A 17,595-nucleotide genomic window follows, 5' to 3' on the forward strand; every position below is an offset into this window, starting at 1 on the left:
ATGTGGTCTTTCGCCCGCTCAGCAGTTCGCGCCTACCGCGGCAGCTTCATCGGCAGCTTTCTCATCGTCATGTTCGCAGCCGCCCTACTCTCGGCCAACGGAGTGCTTATGGAGACCGGCCTACGCTCTGACGCGCCGCTGCTGTCGGCCGTTGCCGGCTCCTTCGCCGGCACCGCCATTCTCGTGGTCGTGCTCGTGGTCGCCTCCACCTTCGCGTCGGCTTTGCGTCAACGGCACGAGCAGTTCGCGCTACTGCGGGCTGTCGGAGCCACCGCCTCGCAGGTGCGCTCGATGGTGACCGCCGAGGTTTCGATCGTCTTCGCAATCGCGGCGCCGCTCGGCGCGCTACCCGGGCTTGGGGCAGCGAACCTGCTGACTCCCGTGCTCGAGTCGGGCGGCATCATCCCTGTCGGCCTCCCCCTCGTCGTCTCGCCGCTGCCCGTCATCGGCGCACTACTGCTGCTGTTTCCGACCGCCCTGCTCGCCGCCCGTCTGGCTGCCCGCAAGGTCACCAGCGTCAGCCCCACGGCGGCCGTCCGTGGTTCGGATGCCGAGTCGGCGCACCTCTCTCCTGCGCGTGGCCTTGCTGCGGTCGTTCTGCTGGCCGCCGGAATCGTGGTCGCCGGCATTCCGTTCGTGATGCCGGGCGTGATGGGCAGCGCTGCCGGATCGACATCCGCGTTCCTGCTGATCAGCGCCGCGGCCCTCGCCGGCCCGGCGATCGTCGCCTTCGCGGCTCGTCGGGCGGCACGCGTATTCCGGTCGTCGCGCTCCGCTTCGCTCATGCTGGCTGTCGTCAATGCCCGGGGCTTCTCCCGCCGACTAACCGCTGCCATCGTCCCGCTCGCTCTGTTTCTCGCCTTGGGAACAGTGCAGACCGGCGTCAACAGCAGCCTCGTGCAGGGCGCAGCCATGCACCTACGCGAAGGACTGGGATCGGATCTCGTCATCACCTCGCCAGACGGCGTGACCGCCGATCAACTGGCTGAAATCGCGTCCGCGCCCGGAGTCGACTCCCTCGTCGCGAGCTCGGCAGTGCCTGCAGACGTACTCACGCGGGATATGGACGGGCTGGCCACATGGGAGGCCTCCGGCGTGAGCGCCCTGACCGGCAGCCCCGCGGGCCTGATCGACCCAGATGTGACGTCCGGCTCGCTCGACGATCTGGCCGAACCCGGCACGATCGCCGCGAGCAATGGATCGGGCTTCGGCACGAGCATCCAGCTCGGCGACACCGTTTCCCTTCGCTTCGGTGATGCTCTGCTCGACGCGACGATCGTCGCGGTCTACGAGCGCGGCCTCGGTTTCGGCGACTACATCATCGACGGACGAAGCCTGCCGACGACGCCAGTTGTCGCCGACGCAGTCTTCACGCAGGGCTCTCGTGTCAACCTCCCCGGACTGGAGACGATGACCGTCGACGAGTACGCGGATGAGGCGGTGGCCGGCGCGGCCTCGTCGCAACAGCTCGGAGCGGTGCTGCTGTTCGTACTCATCTTCTTCATCGCCATCGCTGCCGCCAACACCCTCGTGATGCTGACGGGCGCGCGCAGGTCGGAGTTCGCCCTCTTACGCCGCATCGGAGCCACCCGTCGCCAGCTGAACTCGATGATCGGTATCGAGTCGATGTTCGTGGTGCTCGCGGCCCTGGTCATCGGAACCGTGTCCGTACTACCCGCGTTGCTCGGTGTCGCCTACGGCATTCTCGGTGGCTTCTCGCTGGCGATCGACTGGGCGGTGTACGGGGTGCTGACGGCGGCGGTTGCGGCGATAGTGGTCGCGGCGATGGTGGCGCCGTCGTGGGCCGGACGCCGGGCTACGGCCTGAGCGGGGACCTCAAGTGCCCGATGAGTGGCCCTTTAGCGGGCGAGGTTCACTCGTCGCGCGAATCGCCGGCTGCCACGGAGTCTCGACTGCCCTCGCCGCTTAGTTTGCTCGTAACCATGCCACGGAGTCCTCGGCAGGAACGCCGGCGTTGCGGGCGGCTACACCTACCTGTCGCAGGCCGGGCCGATTCCGGCCAGCGTCAGCCTCACCCCGACCTCTGGGCCGGATGACGGCGGCACTCTGGTGACGATCCTCGGCTCGTGCGTTGGCGCCCAATGGGAGTGGTTCCAGCGCCGCATCTCGGGCATTTAGGAAATCGACTCAACAGACGATTCGTAGATAGTGCGAATACGCCAGAGATCTATTGACATAATCATTATTATCGGCGATATGTCGTTGTAATGTCAGCGATATGTCATTAACGAAGCGATTCTGACTCCGCGGGAGTCTCATGCTGACTGAAAGCGTATGTGGGGTTGCAGCGTGCCGACCGCCGGGTTGTTGAACGGCACGCTGCTGGCTTTAGTGCCGTTTGCCCAATCCGGGCGAACCGCCCTGATACATGACGATTGAACGAGCTACGTGTCTGGGTTCACGCGGTCCTTACGTCGAGGTTGTCGCGAGCACGACGCATCCGTCTGGGTTCGAAACCGTCGCCACCGCTGTGCGCGTCTACGACGCCCACGCTGGAGTGTGGCGCGTGAGCTACTTCTCGCCGCTGTCGGGCGAGTACTCACACCTGATCGCCACGCCATACCGGCACGGCATTCGCCAGGACGGCACCCGCACAGACGGCAAGGCCATCCGCTGGAACTTCACCTCGATCACCCCTGACTCCTACCGCTGGGACGGCTGGGTGTCGGAGGACGACGGCGTCACGTTCGCGCTCATCGGGCACAACGAGGCCGTGCGCATTAGCTGACTTGGTTTCGAGACGGCCTGGCGGCCTCCTCAACCGACGGACTCCGGTGGTTGAGGAGCGCCAGAGGAACGAGGTCGCGTCTCGAAACGGGTCAGAGCACCCGCGCCAATGAGTCCAGCTCCGCCAGCGGATCTATGGTCACGGGGAGGAGCACGACGCTGTGTGCGCCCGCATCCTGCAGCTCGGCGATGCGTTCCCGAACACGGGCCGGGGTGCCGGCCAACGACAGCGCGTCCACCCACTCGTCTGGCATCCGCTGTGCGAACTCGGAGCGCGAGGATGAGCCGGCCCGTAGCTGCGCGAATTCGGCGGCGAAGGGCAGCGGCACGATGTGCGGCGCCCAGTCAGGGTCGCCGATCCACTCGAGGCCAGCGCGGGCTGCCTGGCGCGCGACAGCGACGTCGTCATCGATCGCTGCCACGTTGTACGCCACGATTCTGTGCTCGCCTGCGGCGGCGATGTGGGCGAGCGCCGCAGCCAGGTACTCCGGTGTGACCGGCTCAGCGAGGATGGTCCCGTCGGCCGAACGGCCAGACAGCGCCAGCGATCGCGGCCCGCGCACGCCGGTCAGGATCGGCGGCACGACGCGGGGCGGTGAGGCCAGGACGACCTCATCGAGCGAGACGTAGCGGCCGGAGACCGTGACGGTCTCACCGGCCAGCAACGCCCTGGTCGCGGTGACCGACTCCTCCAACATGGTCAACGGGCTGGCCGGCATGGCGCCGACCTGTCGCATCCACGCCGGCATCCCGTGCCCGATGCCGACGGTGATCCTGCCCGGAAAGAGCTCGGCGAGCGTCGCAATCTCCAGGGTCGCGAACGCGGGGTTCCGCGCTGCGGCCGGCAGGATCCCGACACCGACGTGAATGCGCGTCGTCGACGCGAGCGCCACTGCGGCCTGGGCGATCCCACCCCTGAAGAAGCAATCCTCCACAATCCACAGCTCATCGAAGCCCAGCCGGTCGGCTTTTTGCGCAAACGGAATGATCTGCGCGGCGGGGATGTCGCGGGGCAGCACGACGCCGATGCGACGATCCAGACTCGTGCTCATGGGCGCCTTCCGGTTTGGGAGCAATAGACCCAGAGCCTACTCCGGGCGCAGTCGCAGGTTCTGCATTCCGCCGTCGACGGCGATCGACGTGCCCGTTGTCGACCCTGAACGCGGGCTGGCCAGATACGCCACCGCTTCGGCGACTTCCTCCGGCGTCACCAGGCGACCGTGCGGCTGGCGTGCGTTCAACGCAGCGCGCTCAGCTGCGGGGTCGTCGGCCGCGTCGAGCAGGCGCCCGACCCACGGGGTGTCGGCCGTGCCGGGGTTCACGCAATTGACGCGGATGCCCTCCCGCAGGTGATCGGCGGCCATCGCGCGGGTGAGTGACAAGACGGCGCCCTTCGACGCGGTGTACAGCGCGCGGGCAGGCAAGCCAGCCGTCGCGGCGATCGACGATGTGTTCACCACGGCGGCGGACGGCGACGCGAGCAACCACGGCAGCGCCGCGGCGGTCGTGCGGGCGATGCCCGTCACGTTGATGCTGAGCACCCGGGCCCATTCCGCATCGTCGTTGTCGGCGATCGTGCCGATGGCGCCGATGCCGGCGTTGTTGATCACGATGTCGATGCGGCCGAACTTCTCGGCCACGGCGGCGATGGCGGCACGCACCGACGCGGTGTCGGCCACGTTCGCCTCGACGGCGAAGTGGGCGGCATCCGCTGCGCCTGGCTGCAGGTCGAGCACGGCAACGGATGCCCCACCCTCGTGCAGGCGCGCCGCGATGGCCGCACCGATGCCGGATGCCCCGCCGGTCACGACCGCGACGAGGTTCTCAAATTCCTGGCTCATTTGTGTACTCCTTCGTACGCGGTGAAGTCCTGGCGCTGGCGGCCGAGCCCTTCGATTTCGATCTCGCAGACATCGCCTGCGGAGAGATAGGGGAAGCGGCCGGAGAGCGCGACGCCCTCAGGGGTGCCCGTGAGAACCAGGTCGCCCGGTTCCAGCGTGAGGTACTGGCTGAGGTGCCAGATCACGAAGTTCACGTCGAAGATCTGGTCGGCCGTGGTCGAATCCTGGCGGATCTCACCGTTGACCCAGCTGTTCAGGGAGAGGTTCTGGTACTCGACCTCATCGGGCGTGACCAGCCACGGCCCTGTCGGGTTGAAGCCTGGCGCGCACTTGCCCTTCGACCACTGGCCACCGGAGACCGCCATCTGGAAGTCGCGCTCCGACACGTCGTTGGCCGCGACGAAACCGGCGATGTGGTCGATGCTGTCGGTGGGGGAGTCGAGGTAGGAGGCACGCTTGCCGATCACGATGCCGAGCTCCACCTCCCAGTCCGTCTTCGTGCTGCCCTTGGGGATCTCGACCGAGTCGTTCGGGCCGACCACCGTGTTGGGCGTCTTCAGGAACATGATCGGGATCTCCGGCGGCAGCGAGCCAGATTCCGCCGCGTGCGCCGCGTAGTTCATGCCGATGCAGATGACGGCGCTCGGCCGCACGATCGGGGCGCCGATGCGCAGGGAGTCGGCATTCGCGATGGCGGGCAGTGAGCCGGCCTCGATCGCCGCACGCACGTCATCCGCTCGGCCAGACGCCAGGAAGTCACCGGTGATGTCGGCGGTGATCTCCGAAATATCGAAGTACGTGTCGTCCACCAGCACGGCGGGAATTTCCTGGCCAATGGGGCCGAGGCGGGCGAATTTCATGGTTCATCTCTCTCTGCGGAATCACTGCTCACACTGCCGGAACATCAGAACTATATCGTCGCTGAACCGCGAATCGTGGCCGAGAACGACGTTGTCCTGCTGATTGACATCCTATACATCCGATGTTTATGCTCGGGATGCCCAAGCAAGACGAAACCTTGCGAGTGAGACAACCCTGTGAGTGAGAACCAACTGTGAGCACTGTCATCGCGCTGGAAACCAGCGACGTCCGCTTCCCCACGTCCACGTCGCTTGACGGTTCTGATGCCATGAACCTCGACCCCGACTATTCGGCCGCTTACGTGCGGATCGTGACGGATGCCGATGACGGGCTCGAAGGACACGGTTTCGTTTTCACGATTGGCCGCGGCAACGACGTTCAGGTCGCCGCCATTCAGGCGCTGGCCGACCACGTCGTCGGCCGGAACGCCGAGGAGCTGCTGGCCACGATGGGCGCCACCTGGCGTGAATTCGTCTGGGACTCGCAGCTGCGCTGGCTCGGCCCTGAGAAGGGCGTCATGCACATGGCCATCGGCGCCGTGGTCAACGCCCTCTGGGACTTGAAGGCCAAGCGCGCCGGCCTGCCGCTCTGGCAGCTGCTCGGCCGGATGAACCCTGAGGAGCTCGTTGAACTGGTCGATTTCCGCTACCTCACCGATGCCCTCACCCCCGAAGACGCCCTCGAGATCCTGCGCGCCGCTGAGCCGGGACGCGCCGCGCGCGAGGCGGAGCTGCTGGCCTCCGGTTACCCGGCATACACGACGACCCCCGGCTGGCTCGGCTACAGCGACGAGAAGCTGGCCAGGCTCGCGAAGGAAGCCGTCGAGCAGGGCTTCGGCATGATCAAGCTCAAAGTGGGCGGAAACCTCGAGGACGACATCCGTCGCATGCGACTGGCCCGTGAGGTCGTCGGCCCCGACATCCGCATCGGCACAGACGCCAACCAGCGCTGGGGCGTGGCCGAGGCCATTGAGTGGATGAGTCACCTCGCCGAGTTCGACGTGGCCTGGATCGAGGAACCGACCAACCCCGATGACCTGCTGGCTCACGCCGCCATCGCCCGCGGCGTCGCCCCCATCCCGGTCGCCACCGGCGAGCACATGGCCAACCGCGTCATGTTCAAACAGTTTCTACAGGCCGACGCACTGCAGGTGCTGCAGATTGACGCCACCCGCGTCGGCGGCGTCAACGAGAACATCGCTATCCTGCTTCTGGCCGCCAAATTCGGCGTGCCGGTGTGCCCGCACGCCGGCGGCGTCGGCCTGTGCGAAGCCGTGCAGCACCTGTCCATGTTCGATTTCGTCGCCGTTTCTGGCAGCAGTGAGGGGCGCGTGATCGAGTTTGTCGACCACCTCCACGAGCACTTCGTGACCCCCGTCGTCATGCGGGGCGGCGCGTACCAGGCCCCGACCACGCCGGGCGCAGGCACCGAAATGCTCGCAGCCAGCCGCGCAGAGTATGAGTTCACCGCCCGTGCCGGAGCTGTCTGAGATGCCAGAGCTGTCTGAGATGCCCGAGCTCACTTTTCCGCGCCTCGGCTACGGCGCCGCGAACCTCGGCAACATGTACCGCGAACTGACGGATGACGCGGCGAGCGACATCCTGCACGCCGCGTGGGATGCCGGTGTGCGCTACTTCGACACCGCTCCGCACTACGGACTCGGGCTGTCTGAGCGACGCCTCGGCGCGTTCCTGGCCACGAAGCCGCGTGACGAGTACCTCGTCTCCACCAAGGTCGGCCGCTTGCTGCGCCCGAACCCCGAAGGCGCAGGCACCCTCGACCTCGACAACAGCTTCGCGGTGCCCGCCGACGTGAAGCGGGTCTGGGATGCCTCGGCCGACGGCATCCGCCAGAGCGTCGACGAGTCGCGGGAGCGCATGGGCCTCGACCGGTTCGACATCCTGTTTCTGCACGACCCGGAGCGCTATGACCTGACCCAGGGCATCAACGAGGGCATTCCAGCGCTTGCCGCCCTGCGTGACGAAGGCGTCGTCGACGCGATCGGCGTCGGCTCGATGACAACGGACGCCCTGCTCGCCTCAGCCAACACCGGCCTGGTCGACCTGCTCATGGTGGCCGGCCGGTACACGCTCGCCGAGCAGCCGGCCCTCACCGACGTCGTTCCGGCCTGCGCGGCCATCGGGGTCGGCATCGTGAACGCCTCCGTCTTCAACTCCGGCCTGCTCGCCACCGACAGCCCTGGTACGGATGCCCGCTACGAATACGGCAGCGTGCCTGCAGAGCTGCTCACCCGCGTGCAGGCCATCGCCGCCGTGTGCCACGAGTTCAGCGTCTCGCTGCCGACGGCCGCACTGCAGTACTCGCTCAGGGACAGCGCGGTGCGCACCGTCGTGGTCGGCGGCAGCCGCCCTGAGCAGATAACGCAGAACGCCGAGCGGATGCAGGAGGGCGTGCCCGCAGAACTGTGGAGCGCACTGGCCGACAGAGGACTCATCCCCGCATGACAATCGACGCGCACCTGCACCTCTGGAATAGAGAGGTCAGCGACTATGCCTGGCTCACGCCAGAGCTGGGTGCGCTCTATGCCGATTTCACCCCGGTGCAGGCGAGGGCAGAGCTTGACGAGGCCGGGGTCGACGCGGCCATTCTCGTGCAGGCCGAAGATTCACTGCGCGACACCGAAGTCATGCTCTCGGTCGCTGCTGCCCACGACTGGGTGGCCGGAGTGGTCGGTTGGGTGCAGCTCGACGACCCTGCGGCAGCCGAGACGGCGCTTGACCGCTGGCAGCAGCATCCGGTGTTCGTCGGTGTGCGTCACCTCGTGCACGACGACCCGCGTGATGACTTCCTCTCGCTCCCCGGTGTGCGCACCTCCCTTGGCATGCTCGCCGAGCGCGATCTCGCCTTCGACGTGCCGGATGCCTGGCCGAGGCACCTGGGAGCCGCCCTCGATCTCGCCGACGCGCTGCCCGACCTCACCCTGGTGATCGACCACCTCGGCAAACCGCCGCGAGGTACGGCCGACCTCGAAGAGTGGGAGCGGCAGCTCCGCGTGCTGGCGACCAGGCCGAACGTCGTGGCGAAGGTGTCGGGGCTCGGTACCGCGAACGCGGAGTTCAGCACAGACGCCGTCCGAGGCGTCTGGGGCATCGCGCTGGAGTCCTTTGGCCCGAGCCGGCTGCTCTACGGAGGCGACTGGCCCATGACGGTGCCGGCCGGCGGCTACCTGCCAACCTGGAGGGTGCTGAGCGGCCTTATCGGCGAACTCAGCCCTGCGGAACAGCAGCAGATCCTCACGCAGAACGCAATCGACACCTATCGACTTGACCCAGTGGCGCACCCTGCAAAGATCTGATGTATAACCGTTACCAATCCCGGCGCCCCTGAGATTGACACACCAGAACAGCCATACCTAGTATGACCAAGACGCTTCACTCAAGGAAGAGAGATCCCATTGCTCGACGGTATACATCCGATCTTAACGGGGGAGCTGTTGCTCCACCTGGATGCCATGGGTCACTCAGACGCCGTCGTGGTCGCCGACGCGCATTTCCCGGCCCACCGCCTCGGCAGTCGCGTTGTCGACCTGCCGATGCTCAGCACGCCAGACGTGCTCGCCGCGATCCGCACGGTCATCCCGCTCGACGATGCCCCAGGGCTCGATCTCATGACGAGCGCCGATGGGGAGGTGCTCCCCGTACAGCACGAACTCATCGCTGCGGCCGCCGCAACTGAGGCCGATGTGCGATTCGTCGACAGGTTTAGGTACTACGAGGTGGCGGCATCCGCTTTCTTGATCGTGCGCACCGGGGAGACCCGGAAATACGGGAACGCACTGCTGCGCAAGGGCGTCGTTGGTCATGACTCGGTGCGCACCTCAGTGCGGAGCGACGGATGACCGGCCGCGCACCCCTCCTGGAGATCGTTGGCGCAAGCAAGAGCTTCCCCGGCGTGAAAGCCCTGCAAGACGTCCGGCTCGACCTGCGACACGACGAGGTACTCGCCCTGGTCGGCGAGAACGGCGCCGGTAAGTCGACGCTCATGAAGCTGCTCTCCGGCATCTACACGCCTGACGAGGGCGAGTTCTTCCTGAACGGCCAGAAGCTGTCGATCGAGGGCCCGCGTCACGCCCAGGAACTCGGCATCAGCATCATCCACCAGGAATTCAACCTGGCCAACGACCTCACCGTTGCACAGAACATCTTCATCGGGAGGGAGCCGCGCATCGGCGGGTTCTTCCTGAGCGAGCGCGACCTGAACGCCAAGGCCCAGGAACTCTTCGACCGGCTCGGGCTGGCGCTCGACCCGCGTCAACCCGTCGGTGAAATCACCGTGGCCAGGCAGCAGATGGTCGAGATCGCCAAGGCGCTGTCGTTCAACGCCAAGGTGCTCATCATGGACGAGCCCACCGCAGCGCTGAACGACGCCGAAGTCGAGACCCTGTTCGAGCTCATCCACCGCTTCAAGAGCCCAGACACCGGCGTCATCTACATCTCGCACCGCATGGACGAGCTGCGGGTCATCTCCGACCGCATCACGGTGCTGCGCGATGGCCAGTACATCGACACCGTCGACGCCCAGGCCACCCCGATGAGCGAGGTCATCTCGTTGATGGTCGGCCGCGAGATCACGGGCGAGGCCCGTCCCCAGCAAACGGATGCCGTGGGCGACGTCGTTCTCTCGGTCACCGGCCTCAGCACCAAGCACCTGCTCAACGACGTGAGCTTCGACCTGCGCCGCGGCGAGATCCTCGGTTTCGCCGGGCTCATGGGAGCCGGTCGCACCGAGGTCGCACGGGCCATCGTCGGTGCAGACCCGAAGTCTGCGGGCACCATCGCACTGAACGGCGCCACCGTGCAGATCGGCAACCCAGCCGTGGCAGCCAGCCTCGGCATCGGCTACCTCTCAGAGGACCGGAAGGCGCTGGGGGTGCTGCTTGACCGCGATGTGAAAGAGAACATCGTGCTGAGTTCGCTGCCGAAGTTCACGAGGGCATTCGGGTTCATGAAGGCGGCGGACATCCAGTCGACGGCATCCGACTATGTCTCAGCCCTGTCGATCAAGACACCGTCAACGGCGCAGCTGGTGAAGAACCTCTCTGGTGGCAACCAGCAGAAGGTCGTCATCGCGAAGTGGCTTGTCAAGGACTGCGATGTGCTGATCTTCGACGAGCCAACCCGCGGCATCGACGTGGGTGCGAAAGACGAGATCTACGCCCTGCTGGAGTCGCTCGCCGCCCAGGGGAAGGCGATCATCATGATCTCCTCCGAGCTGCCAGAGGTACTTCGCATGTCACACCGCATTGCGGTGATGTGCGAGGGGCGCCTCACCACAATTCTCGACAATGCTGACGCGACCCAGGAAAACATCATGGACTACGCGACCCGAATGAGCTCCGAAGGAACGGTAAACGCATGACCTCGATCACGTCCGATGCAGCACGGATCTCACCGCCGCGAATTCTCGGCCAGCTCCGCGGCCAGCTGCAGCAGCTGTTGGCCTTCGCCAGCCTCATCATCATCGTCGCGTTCTTCGCCTTCGCGAGCCCGCACTTCTTCACCGCCTCGAACATCACCAGCATCCTGGTGGCCGCAACGGTCACCGGCATCCTGGCCCTCGGCACCACCTTCGTGATCATCACCGGCGGTATCGACCTCTCCATCGGCACGGGAATGATCCTCTGCGGCGTGATGGCCGGCGTCTTCCTCACCTACTGGGGCTGGCCGCTCTGGGCCGGTGTGCTTGGCGCCGTCGCCTTCGGCGCGCTGATCGGGTTCGTGAACGGCGTCAACGTCGCGATCCTCAAGATTCCGCCGTTCATTGCCACCCTGGCGATGATGCTGGTCGCCGCGGGCCTCGCCCTCGTCATCAGCGGCACGAAGCCGATCTACTTCAAGGAAACGCCCGACTTCCAGTCGATCATGAACCTGTCGATCATCCCCGGCATCCGTTTCCCGCTGGGCGTGGCCATCTTCATCCTGATGATCGTGATCGCTGCGGTGCTGCTGTCGCGCACGATCTTCGGCCGCTACACGTACTCGATCGGCAGCAACGAGGCCGCGACCGCGCTGTCGGGCGTCAACGTGAACAAGTGGAAGATCGTCATCTACACGGTCTCCGGCGTGTTCGTGGGCGTTGCCGGTGTGCTGGCGGCATCCCGGCTCAGCTCCGCGCAGCCCACCGGTGGAATGGGCCTCGAGCTCGAAGCCATTGCGGCCGTCGTCATCGGCGGCACGTCGCTGGCCGGCGGCAAGGGCTCGATCGTCGGAACCGTTATCGGTGCCCTGATCATGGCCGTGCTCACCAATGGCCTCCGCATCATGTCGATCCCGCAGGAATGGCAGTCGGTGGCCGTCGGCTGCGTCATCCTGCTCGCGGTCTACCTCGACATGCTGCGTCGCAGGGGAAACTAACGCCCGCGCGTCATTCCGTTTTCACCTGCGCGTCGCCGCGCTTCTACCCGCACATCGCACCTCGCACCTCTTATATCAACGCACTTCCCACGCAATCTGAGTGATCGAACAAAGGAGTTTGTCCCGATGAACAAGAGACTAATCACAGCAATGGTCGGCATCACGGCCGTCGCCGCAGCGCTCACCGGCTGCTCGGCGGAAGCGTCCGGCGCCGCTGGCGGAGACGGCGACAAGCCGTACATCGCCATCGTGTCGAAGGGCTTCCAGCACCAGTTCTGGCAGGCCGTCAAGCAGGGCGCAGAGCAGGCCGCCGAAGAATTCGACGTCACCATCACGTTTGAGGGCCCTGACACCGAAGCGGATGTCGACCAGCAGATCCAGATGCTGCAGACCGCTCTCGACAAGCAGCCGGCCGCCATCGGATTCGCCGCCCTCGACAGCCAGGCCGCCGGTCCGCTCCTGCAGCAGGCCAAGGACTCCGGCATCCCCGTCGTGGCCTTCGACTCCGGTGTCGACAGTGACATCCCCGTGACCACGGCATCGACCGACAACAAGGCCGCAGCCGGCGAGGCCGCCAAGCAGATGGCCGACCTCATCGACCACGAGGGCAAGGTTGCGCTCGTCGTCCACGACCAGACTTCGGTCACCGGTGTTGACCGCCGCGATGGCTTCGTCGAATACATGGAGAAGAACGAGCCGAAGATCGAGATCGTCGACGTGCAGTACGGCGCCGGCGACCAGGCCAAGTCCGCTGACCTCGCGAAGGCGATCATCGCCGCAAACCCTGACCTCAAGGGCATCTACGGCTCGAACGAGGGCTCGGCCATCGGCGTCGTGCAGGCTGTGAAGGAGCTCGACCTCTCTGGCAAGCTCACCATCGTCGGCTTCGACTCGGGCAAGGCCCAGATCGACGCGATCAACGACGGCCTGATGGCCGGCGCGATCACGCAGAACCCGGTCGGCATCGGCTACGAGACCGTCAAGGCTGCTGTCGCAGCAATCAATGGCGAGAAGGTCGCAAAGACGATCGACACCGGCTTCTACTGGTACGACAAGACGAACATCGACAGCGACAAGATCAAGGCTGTCATCTACGAGTAACGCCTGAGACTCGCTCGCTGAGGGGTCACCACGCACGACGAAGCGCCGAGGTCGACATGACCTCGGCGCTTCGTCGTGCCCCGCACAGGTGCTCAGTGCACGTGCTCGAAAGCCCGCCGCTGCTGGTCGGTGTGGGCCCGAGAGCGGTAGCTCGACGGGGACTCGCCAACGTGTCGCTTGAATGCGGTGCTGAAGGCACTCTCGGACGAGTAGCCCAGCTCGAGTGCGAGCGAACCGATTCGTGTATCCGCAGATCGCAGTTCTCGCTGGGCGAGGAGCATTCGCCAACTGATGAGGTACGACAGCGGCGGGGTGCCTGCGGCGTGACGGAACCGTTCTGCGAAGCTGGATCGAGACATGGATGCGGCACGGGCCAAATCCTCCAAGCTCCATCCCTTGGCCGGTTGCTCGTGGATCAGTGCCAGTGCGGGCCCAAGCCGCGTGTCGGAGAGCACCCTGAGCCATCCGGCCGGCATGTTCGAGTCGCTCATGAAGCCGCGAACCACATCGAGCACGAGTAGTTGGCCGTACTGGCGGATCGCGAAGTCAGAGCCAATGCGGTTGGCGGTCATCTCCTCGAACAGCCGTTGAATGTGTCCGCGAAGTTGAGGCCCGACGGCACTCGAACGACCGATGTGCAGGACAGGGGGCAAAGCCTGGAGTAGGAGCTCTCGGCCAGTTGGGTTCAAGTCCACCCGTCCGCCGATGAGGACATCCGCGCCGTCAGCGTTCGCCTCATCAGGCGAGATCACGGACCCCGCCGATGGCGGCTCAACGCGAACCGGTGTCTCGTCGCCGGTTCCACCCTCCAATGCCAGCCAGGATCGCCCGTTCAGAACCACCACATCACCTGATGCCAGCTTGATGGGTTTGTCCAGGCCATCGGTGCTCAGCCAGGCATGCCCGTGGACGACGGCGATGAACTTGAGGTCATCGTTGATGCTGCTGTCCGTCTGCCAGCGCCCGCGTACTACCGAGCCGCCGGACACGACGCTTGTGACCTCGATGAGATCCAGGATTTCCGACAACCGATCTGTGGACATGCACTGGACTATAGAGCAAGAAAACAGGACTCCTCGTTATTCACAATCCACGCCCGTGTCATCAGGCTGGACACGGCCCGAAAAGACCGGCCTCCGACACAACCACTCACCGCCATGGCACGCGCCCCGGCACAGAAGGAATACCCATGAATGACACAATGATCGCCCTCGTCACCGGTGGCAACAAAGGCATTGGTCGCGAGATCGCCGCCAAGCTCGCCGAGCTCGGTCACACCGTAGTAATCGGCGCACGCAGCCTCGAACGGGGCGAAGCAACAGCTGCCGAGCTGCGCGCTGGCGGCGGCAACGTCACCGCGGTAGCTCTCGACGTCACAGATCCGACTTCGGCGGCAGCCGCAGCTGCCGAGGTCCAGGCTCAGTTCGGCCGCCTCGACGCGCTGATCAACAACGCTGGTGTCAGCCACATGCCCGGCGCCGACTTCGCTGGTCAATTGCCACGATCCGCTGACGTCGATCACGTCCGCTATGTGTTCGAGACGAACGTTTTCGGCGTCATCACCGTCACGAGTGCTTTCCTGCCGTTGCTCCGCCGTTCGTCCGCACCTCGCATCGTGAACGTCTCAAGCAGCGCGGGCTCGCTCGCATCGATCTCCGACTTCGCCAATACAGACCCGATCGGCCTTGGATACGTCGCCTCGAAGACTGCGCTGACCGCCGTCACCATGATGTACGCCCGCGACCTCGTCGGAGACCATATCCTCGTGAACGCGGTCTGCCCTGGCTTCGTTGCAACCGACCTGAACAATTTCCACGGCGTCCGCACTCCTGCGGAGGGCGCGGCATCAGCGGTGCGCATGGCGACGATCGCGGCAGACGGACCCACCGGAACCTTCACCGACGACTACGGCCCCGTGGCCTGGTAGCGGATCCGCAGAAGCGCCGAGGTCGACCTGACCTCGGCGATTCTGCGCGTTCGAAAGCTGCTCGCTATGACGATGCTGTGGCCGCGTCACGCAGCCACTGCTCGACGCCGGAGATGTGCACGGTCGTGAGCGCCTGGGCCAGCCCGGCATCCCCGCGTTCGAGAGCGTCGACTATGGCCTTGTGCTCGTCGAGGGTGCGTTCGACGGAGTGCTCCTGGGTGAGGCCGCGCCAGATGCGCGCGCGCACGGTGTTGCTCGACAGCGAATCGATGAGACTCGACAGGTACGAGTTGCCCGACGTCGCCACGATGGCGCCGTGGAACTCCAGGTCGTGTGCCACGAGGCCCTCGACGCTCGTCTTCTCGTTGACCGACTCAATCTGGGTGCGGAGGTCGCGCACGACATCCGCTGTTATGTGTGTGGCCGCGAGTGCGACGGCAGCCGGTTCCAGAATGCGGCGAACGGCAAACAGCTCCAGGATGGACGAGTCGTCATGCAGGTCGACCACGAATGACATGGCCTCAAGCAGCAGGCGAGGTTCGAGGCTGGTGACGTAGGTGCCGTCGCCGCGTCGCACGTCGAGCACCCGAATCACCTCGAGCGCCTTCACCGCTTCACGCAATGAGCTGCGGCTCAGCCCGAGCCCCTCGCTGAGTTCTTTCTCCGGGGGCAGCCGGTCGCCTGGCGAGAGTTCGCCGGAGAGAATCATGTCTTTGATCTTCAGGATCGCTTCGTCGGTGACCGCCATGCAAAGATCCTACCTTTGCGGGCGACCCCGCTGATTGAGGAGCGAGCGCCAGCGAGTGTCTCGAAATCGAGCTACGCGCATCGAACGCAGCTATGCGGCAGCTGCAACACCCGCACAGCTGCGTTCGACCCGCGCTGCGACTGCGTGGGTGCGCCGACGGCCCACCAAGGGGTCTCGAGACGGCCTGGCGGCCTCCTCGACCGGCGGAGACTGTCCCGAAATCGAGCTACGCCAAGCGGATGCCGTGGGTTGCGGCTAGCGGATCTGCTCCTGCTTCGACTTGACCGGGATCAAGAGGGCGAGGCCCACGGCGATCACGAGGACGATGCCGAGGATGCCCCAGTACTGCGCGCCACCGAACGTGACGAACAGGGCGAACGCCGTCGGCGCCAGGAACGTGGCAGCCTTGCCCGTTGTGGCGTAGAGGCCGAAGACCTCGCCCTCGCGCCCGGCAGGGATGACCCTGGCCAGGAACGAGCGGCTGGCCGACTGCGCTGGTCCGACGAAGAGGCAGAGTGCAAGGCCGAAGGTCCAGAAGATGATCTGGCCGCCGTCGTGCAGGATGAACACGGCAGATCCGCAGACGATCAATCCGATCAGCGATGCGACGATGACCGGCTTCGGACCGATCTTGTCGTCGAGCAACCCGATCGACACGGTGGCGACACCGGCGACCACGTTCGCGGCGATGGCGAAGATGATGACCTCGCCGGCGGTGAATCCGAAGGTACCTGCGGCCAGGATTCCGCCGAAGGAGAAGACGCCTACCAAGCCGTCACGGAACACCGCACTGGCAATGAGGAAGAAAACCGTCTGCCGACTGGTCTTCCAGAGCGCTGCAATGTCGCGGCCCAGCCGAGCATACGAGGCGAAGAATCCCACCTTGTCGCGGGCGACCTTGGCCGGCGCGTGGTACTCGGGCACGGCGAGCAGCACGGGGAGGGCGAACAATCCGAACCAGACGGCGGCGATGAGCATCGAGACGCGTACCGCCATGCCGTTCTCGTTGGTGACGCCGAACAGGCCGACCTCGGGGTTGATGAAGCCGAAGTACACGATCAGTAGCAGCACGATGCCGCCGAAGTAGCCCATCGACCAGCCGAATCCGCTCACCTTGCCGATGGAGCGCGGGGTGGACACGTTCACGAGCATGGCGTTGTAGTTGACCGACGCGAACTCGAAGAAGACGGTACCGACGGCGAGCAGGAGCAGCCCCAGCCACAGGTAGGAGGGGGAGGGCTCGACGAAGAACATCAGTGCGGTGACGGCAACGACGACATACGTGTTGATGGCCAGCCAGAACTTGCGACGCCCGGAGACATCGGAACGCTGCCCGGTGATGGGTGCGAGGAGCGCAACGATCAGGCCGGCGGCCGCGAGTGTCCAGCCGAGCTGGCTGGAGACGAAGGCCTCGCCGCCGAAGGATTCGCCGGTGAGGTAGACCGTGAAGACGAACGTGGTGACGACCGCGTTGAAGGCCGCTCCGCCCCAGTCCCACAAGCTCCAGGAGAGCACTCTGCCCTTGCGCGCTTTCTGGGCGGCGACCGACTCCACCTGGGCGTTATCCACGCCGATCGTCGCGGCGGCTCCGTCTGGCCTGGTCAGGTGCGACGGCGGAAAGTTGCGGGGCGAATTCGTGGGCTCCGGCTTGGAGTGCTCGTTCATGAGTTCAGGCTACTGGCGAGCGGTGAACAATTGGGGAAGGTGACCCGAACGGGGACCCCCTTGTGGCCTCGGCCTCACCGGCCGCAGCGGAGGGAACTCAGGTATGGTTTTGACAACCCACAATTTCACACGCCAGTCATCCGCTGCGGGAGAGTTCTGCCGGCAGTTTTCGGCAGGCGCCGTAGGAGCAAATCCTCCCCAGGAATCTCTCAGGCCCCTGTACCGCTGCGGTAGGCACCTCTGAAAAGTGGCCAGGCATTCACCCTGACCCACCGACGGTGCAAGCGTCAGCCCAGCCAGGGCCGGCGCGGAAACTCTCAGGTCCGATAC

17 protein-coding genes and 1 riboswitch are annotated in these 17,595 nt (G+C 65.4%); of the genes, 10 read left to right on the plus strand and 7 right to left on the minus strand.

From position 1 onward, the window contains the following. A complete protein-coding gene (locus AC25Y4_RS14540) occupies positions 1-1,827 on the plus strand; it encodes an FtsX-like permease family protein (protein ID WP_488121133.1) in 1,827 nt (608 codons plus the stop codon). 164 nt (positions 1,828-1,991) lie between these two features. Here the strand turns inward: AC25Y4_RS14540 and AC25Y4_RS14545 are convergent, their stop codons facing one another. Then, complete coding sequence (locus AC25Y4_RS14545) at positions 1,992-2,135, minus strand: hypothetical protein (protein WP_488121134.1); 144 nt, start codon at positions 2,133-2,135, stop codon at positions 1,992-1,994. A 254-nt stretch (positions 2,136-2,389) separates the two neighbouring features. On the opposite strand from AC25Y4_RS14545, the gene AC25Y4_RS14550 reads away from it, so the two are divergent. Continuing rightward, positions 2,390-2,749, plus strand: coding sequence for a hypothetical protein (locus AC25Y4_RS14550; protein WP_488121135.1), 360 nt, complete (start codon positions 2,390-2,392; stop codon positions 2,747-2,749). Positions 2,750-2,840: 91 nt separating this feature from the next. On the opposite strand, the gene AC25Y4_RS14555 is transcribed toward AC25Y4_RS14550, so the two are convergent. Genes AC25Y4_RS14555 through AC25Y4_RS14565 form a run of 3 tightly spaced genes read right to left on the minus strand, consistent with a single transcriptional unit; the run spans position 2,841 to position 5,449 of the window. Then, positions 2,841-3,800: an LLM class flavin-dependent oxidoreductase gene (locus tag AC25Y4_RS14555; protein WP_488121136.1), complete on the minus strand. Its 960-nt coding sequence runs from the start codon at positions 3,798-3,800 to the stop codon at positions 2,841-2,843. 36 nt (positions 3,801-3,836) lie between these two features. Next, on the minus strand, positions 3,837-4,589 hold the full coding sequence (locus AC25Y4_RS14560) for an SDR family NAD(P)-dependent oxidoreductase (RefSeq protein WP_488121137.1): 753 nt from the start codon (positions 4,587-4,589) through the stop codon (positions 3,837-3,839). Further along, positions 4,586-5,449 carry a fumarylacetoacetate hydrolase family protein gene (locus AC25Y4_RS14565; protein ID WP_488121138.1) on the minus strand — a complete coding sequence of 288 codons (864 nt, stop codon included), beginning with the start codon at positions 5,447-5,449 and terminating at the stop codon, positions 4,586-4,588. Before AC25Y4_RS14565 ends, AC25Y4_RS14560 begins: the two co-directional genes overlap by 4 nt. Before the next feature lie 194 nt (positions 5,450-5,643). Between AC25Y4_RS14565 and AC25Y4_RS14570 the strand changes: the two genes are divergently transcribed. The 7 genes from AC25Y4_RS14570 to AC25Y4_RS14600 all read left to right on the plus strand — a co-directional run bounded on the left by AC25Y4_RS14570 (position 5,644) and on the right by AC25Y4_RS14600 (position 12,925). Then, complete coding sequence (locus AC25Y4_RS14570) at positions 5,644-6,939, plus strand: L-fuconate dehydratase (protein WP_488121139.1); 1,296 nt, start codon at positions 5,644-5,646, stop codon at positions 6,937-6,939. A 1-nt stretch (position 6,940) separates the two neighbouring features. Continuing rightward, positions 6,941-7,915 carry an aldo/keto reductase gene (locus tag AC25Y4_RS14575; protein ID WP_488121140.1) on the plus strand — a complete coding sequence of 325 codons (975 nt, stop codon included), beginning with the start codon at positions 6,941-6,943 and terminating at the stop codon, positions 7,913-7,915. Continuing rightward, positions 7,912-8,766, plus strand: coding sequence for an amidohydrolase family protein (locus AC25Y4_RS14580; protein WP_488121141.1), 855 nt, complete (start codon positions 7,912-7,914; stop codon positions 8,764-8,766). Before AC25Y4_RS14575 ends, AC25Y4_RS14580 begins: the two co-directional genes overlap by 4 nt. Positions 8,767-8,865: 99 nt before the next feature. Continuing rightward, positions 8,866-9,309 (plus strand): RbsD/FucU family protein, encoded by a 444-nt coding sequence (locus tag AC25Y4_RS14585; RefSeq protein WP_488121142.1) that lies wholly within the window; start codon positions 8,866-8,868, stop codon positions 9,307-9,309. Further along, the gene (locus AC25Y4_RS14590) at positions 9,306-10,829 is read left to right on the plus strand and encodes a sugar ABC transporter ATP-binding protein (protein ID WP_488121143.1); all 1,524 of its coding nucleotides are present in this window, start codon (positions 9,306-9,308) and stop codon (positions 10,827-10,829) included. Before AC25Y4_RS14585 ends, AC25Y4_RS14590 begins: the two co-directional genes overlap by 4 nt. After that, positions 10,826-11,824 carry an ABC transporter permease gene (locus tag AC25Y4_RS14595; RefSeq protein ID WP_488121144.1) on the plus strand — a complete coding sequence of 333 codons (999 nt, stop codon included), beginning with the start codon at positions 10,826-10,828 and terminating at the stop codon, positions 11,822-11,824. The genes AC25Y4_RS14590 and AC25Y4_RS14595 overlap by 4 nt, the downstream gene beginning before the upstream one ends. Before the next feature lie 126 nt (positions 11,825-11,950). Continuing rightward, positions 11,951-12,925: a substrate-binding domain-containing protein gene (locus AC25Y4_RS14600; protein WP_488121145.1), complete on the plus strand. Its 975-nt coding sequence runs from the start codon at positions 11,951-11,953 to the stop codon at positions 12,923-12,925. 92 nt (positions 12,926-13,017) lie between these two features. Here the strand turns inward: AC25Y4_RS14600 and AC25Y4_RS14605 are convergent, their stop codons facing one another. Then, the gene (locus tag AC25Y4_RS14605; RefSeq protein ID WP_488121146.1) at positions 13,018-13,968 is read right to left on the minus strand and encodes an AraC family transcriptional regulator; all 951 of its coding nucleotides are present in this window, start codon (positions 13,966-13,968) and stop codon (positions 13,018-13,020) included. A 146-nt stretch (positions 13,969-14,114) separates the two neighbouring features. Here AC25Y4_RS14605 and AC25Y4_RS14610 point away from each other — a divergent pair, with 146 nt between their 5' ends. Further along, entirely contained in the window at positions 14,115-14,852 is a 738-nt protein-coding gene (locus AC25Y4_RS14610) for an SDR family oxidoreductase (protein ID WP_488121147.1), read from the plus strand. Between the two features lie 64 nt (positions 14,853-14,916). On the opposite strand, the gene AC25Y4_RS14615 is transcribed toward AC25Y4_RS14610, so the two are convergent. Next, complete coding sequence (locus AC25Y4_RS14615) at positions 14,917-15,600, minus strand: FadR/GntR family transcriptional regulator (RefSeq protein ID WP_488121148.1); 684 nt, start codon at positions 15,598-15,600, stop codon at positions 14,917-14,919. Between the two features lie 255 nt (positions 15,601-15,855). Continuing rightward, positions 15,856-17,265 carry an MFS transporter gene (locus tag AC25Y4_RS14620; RefSeq protein ID WP_488121149.1) on the minus strand — a complete coding sequence of 470 codons (1,410 nt, stop codon included), beginning with the start codon at positions 17,263-17,265 and terminating at the stop codon, positions 15,856-15,858. Between the two features lie 136 nt (positions 17,266-17,401). After that, positions 17,402-17,500, plus strand: a riboswitch (glycine riboswitch). Positions 17,501-17,595: the final 95 nt, after the last annotated feature.

Source organism: Leifsonia sp. Y878, assembly GCF_057669685.1.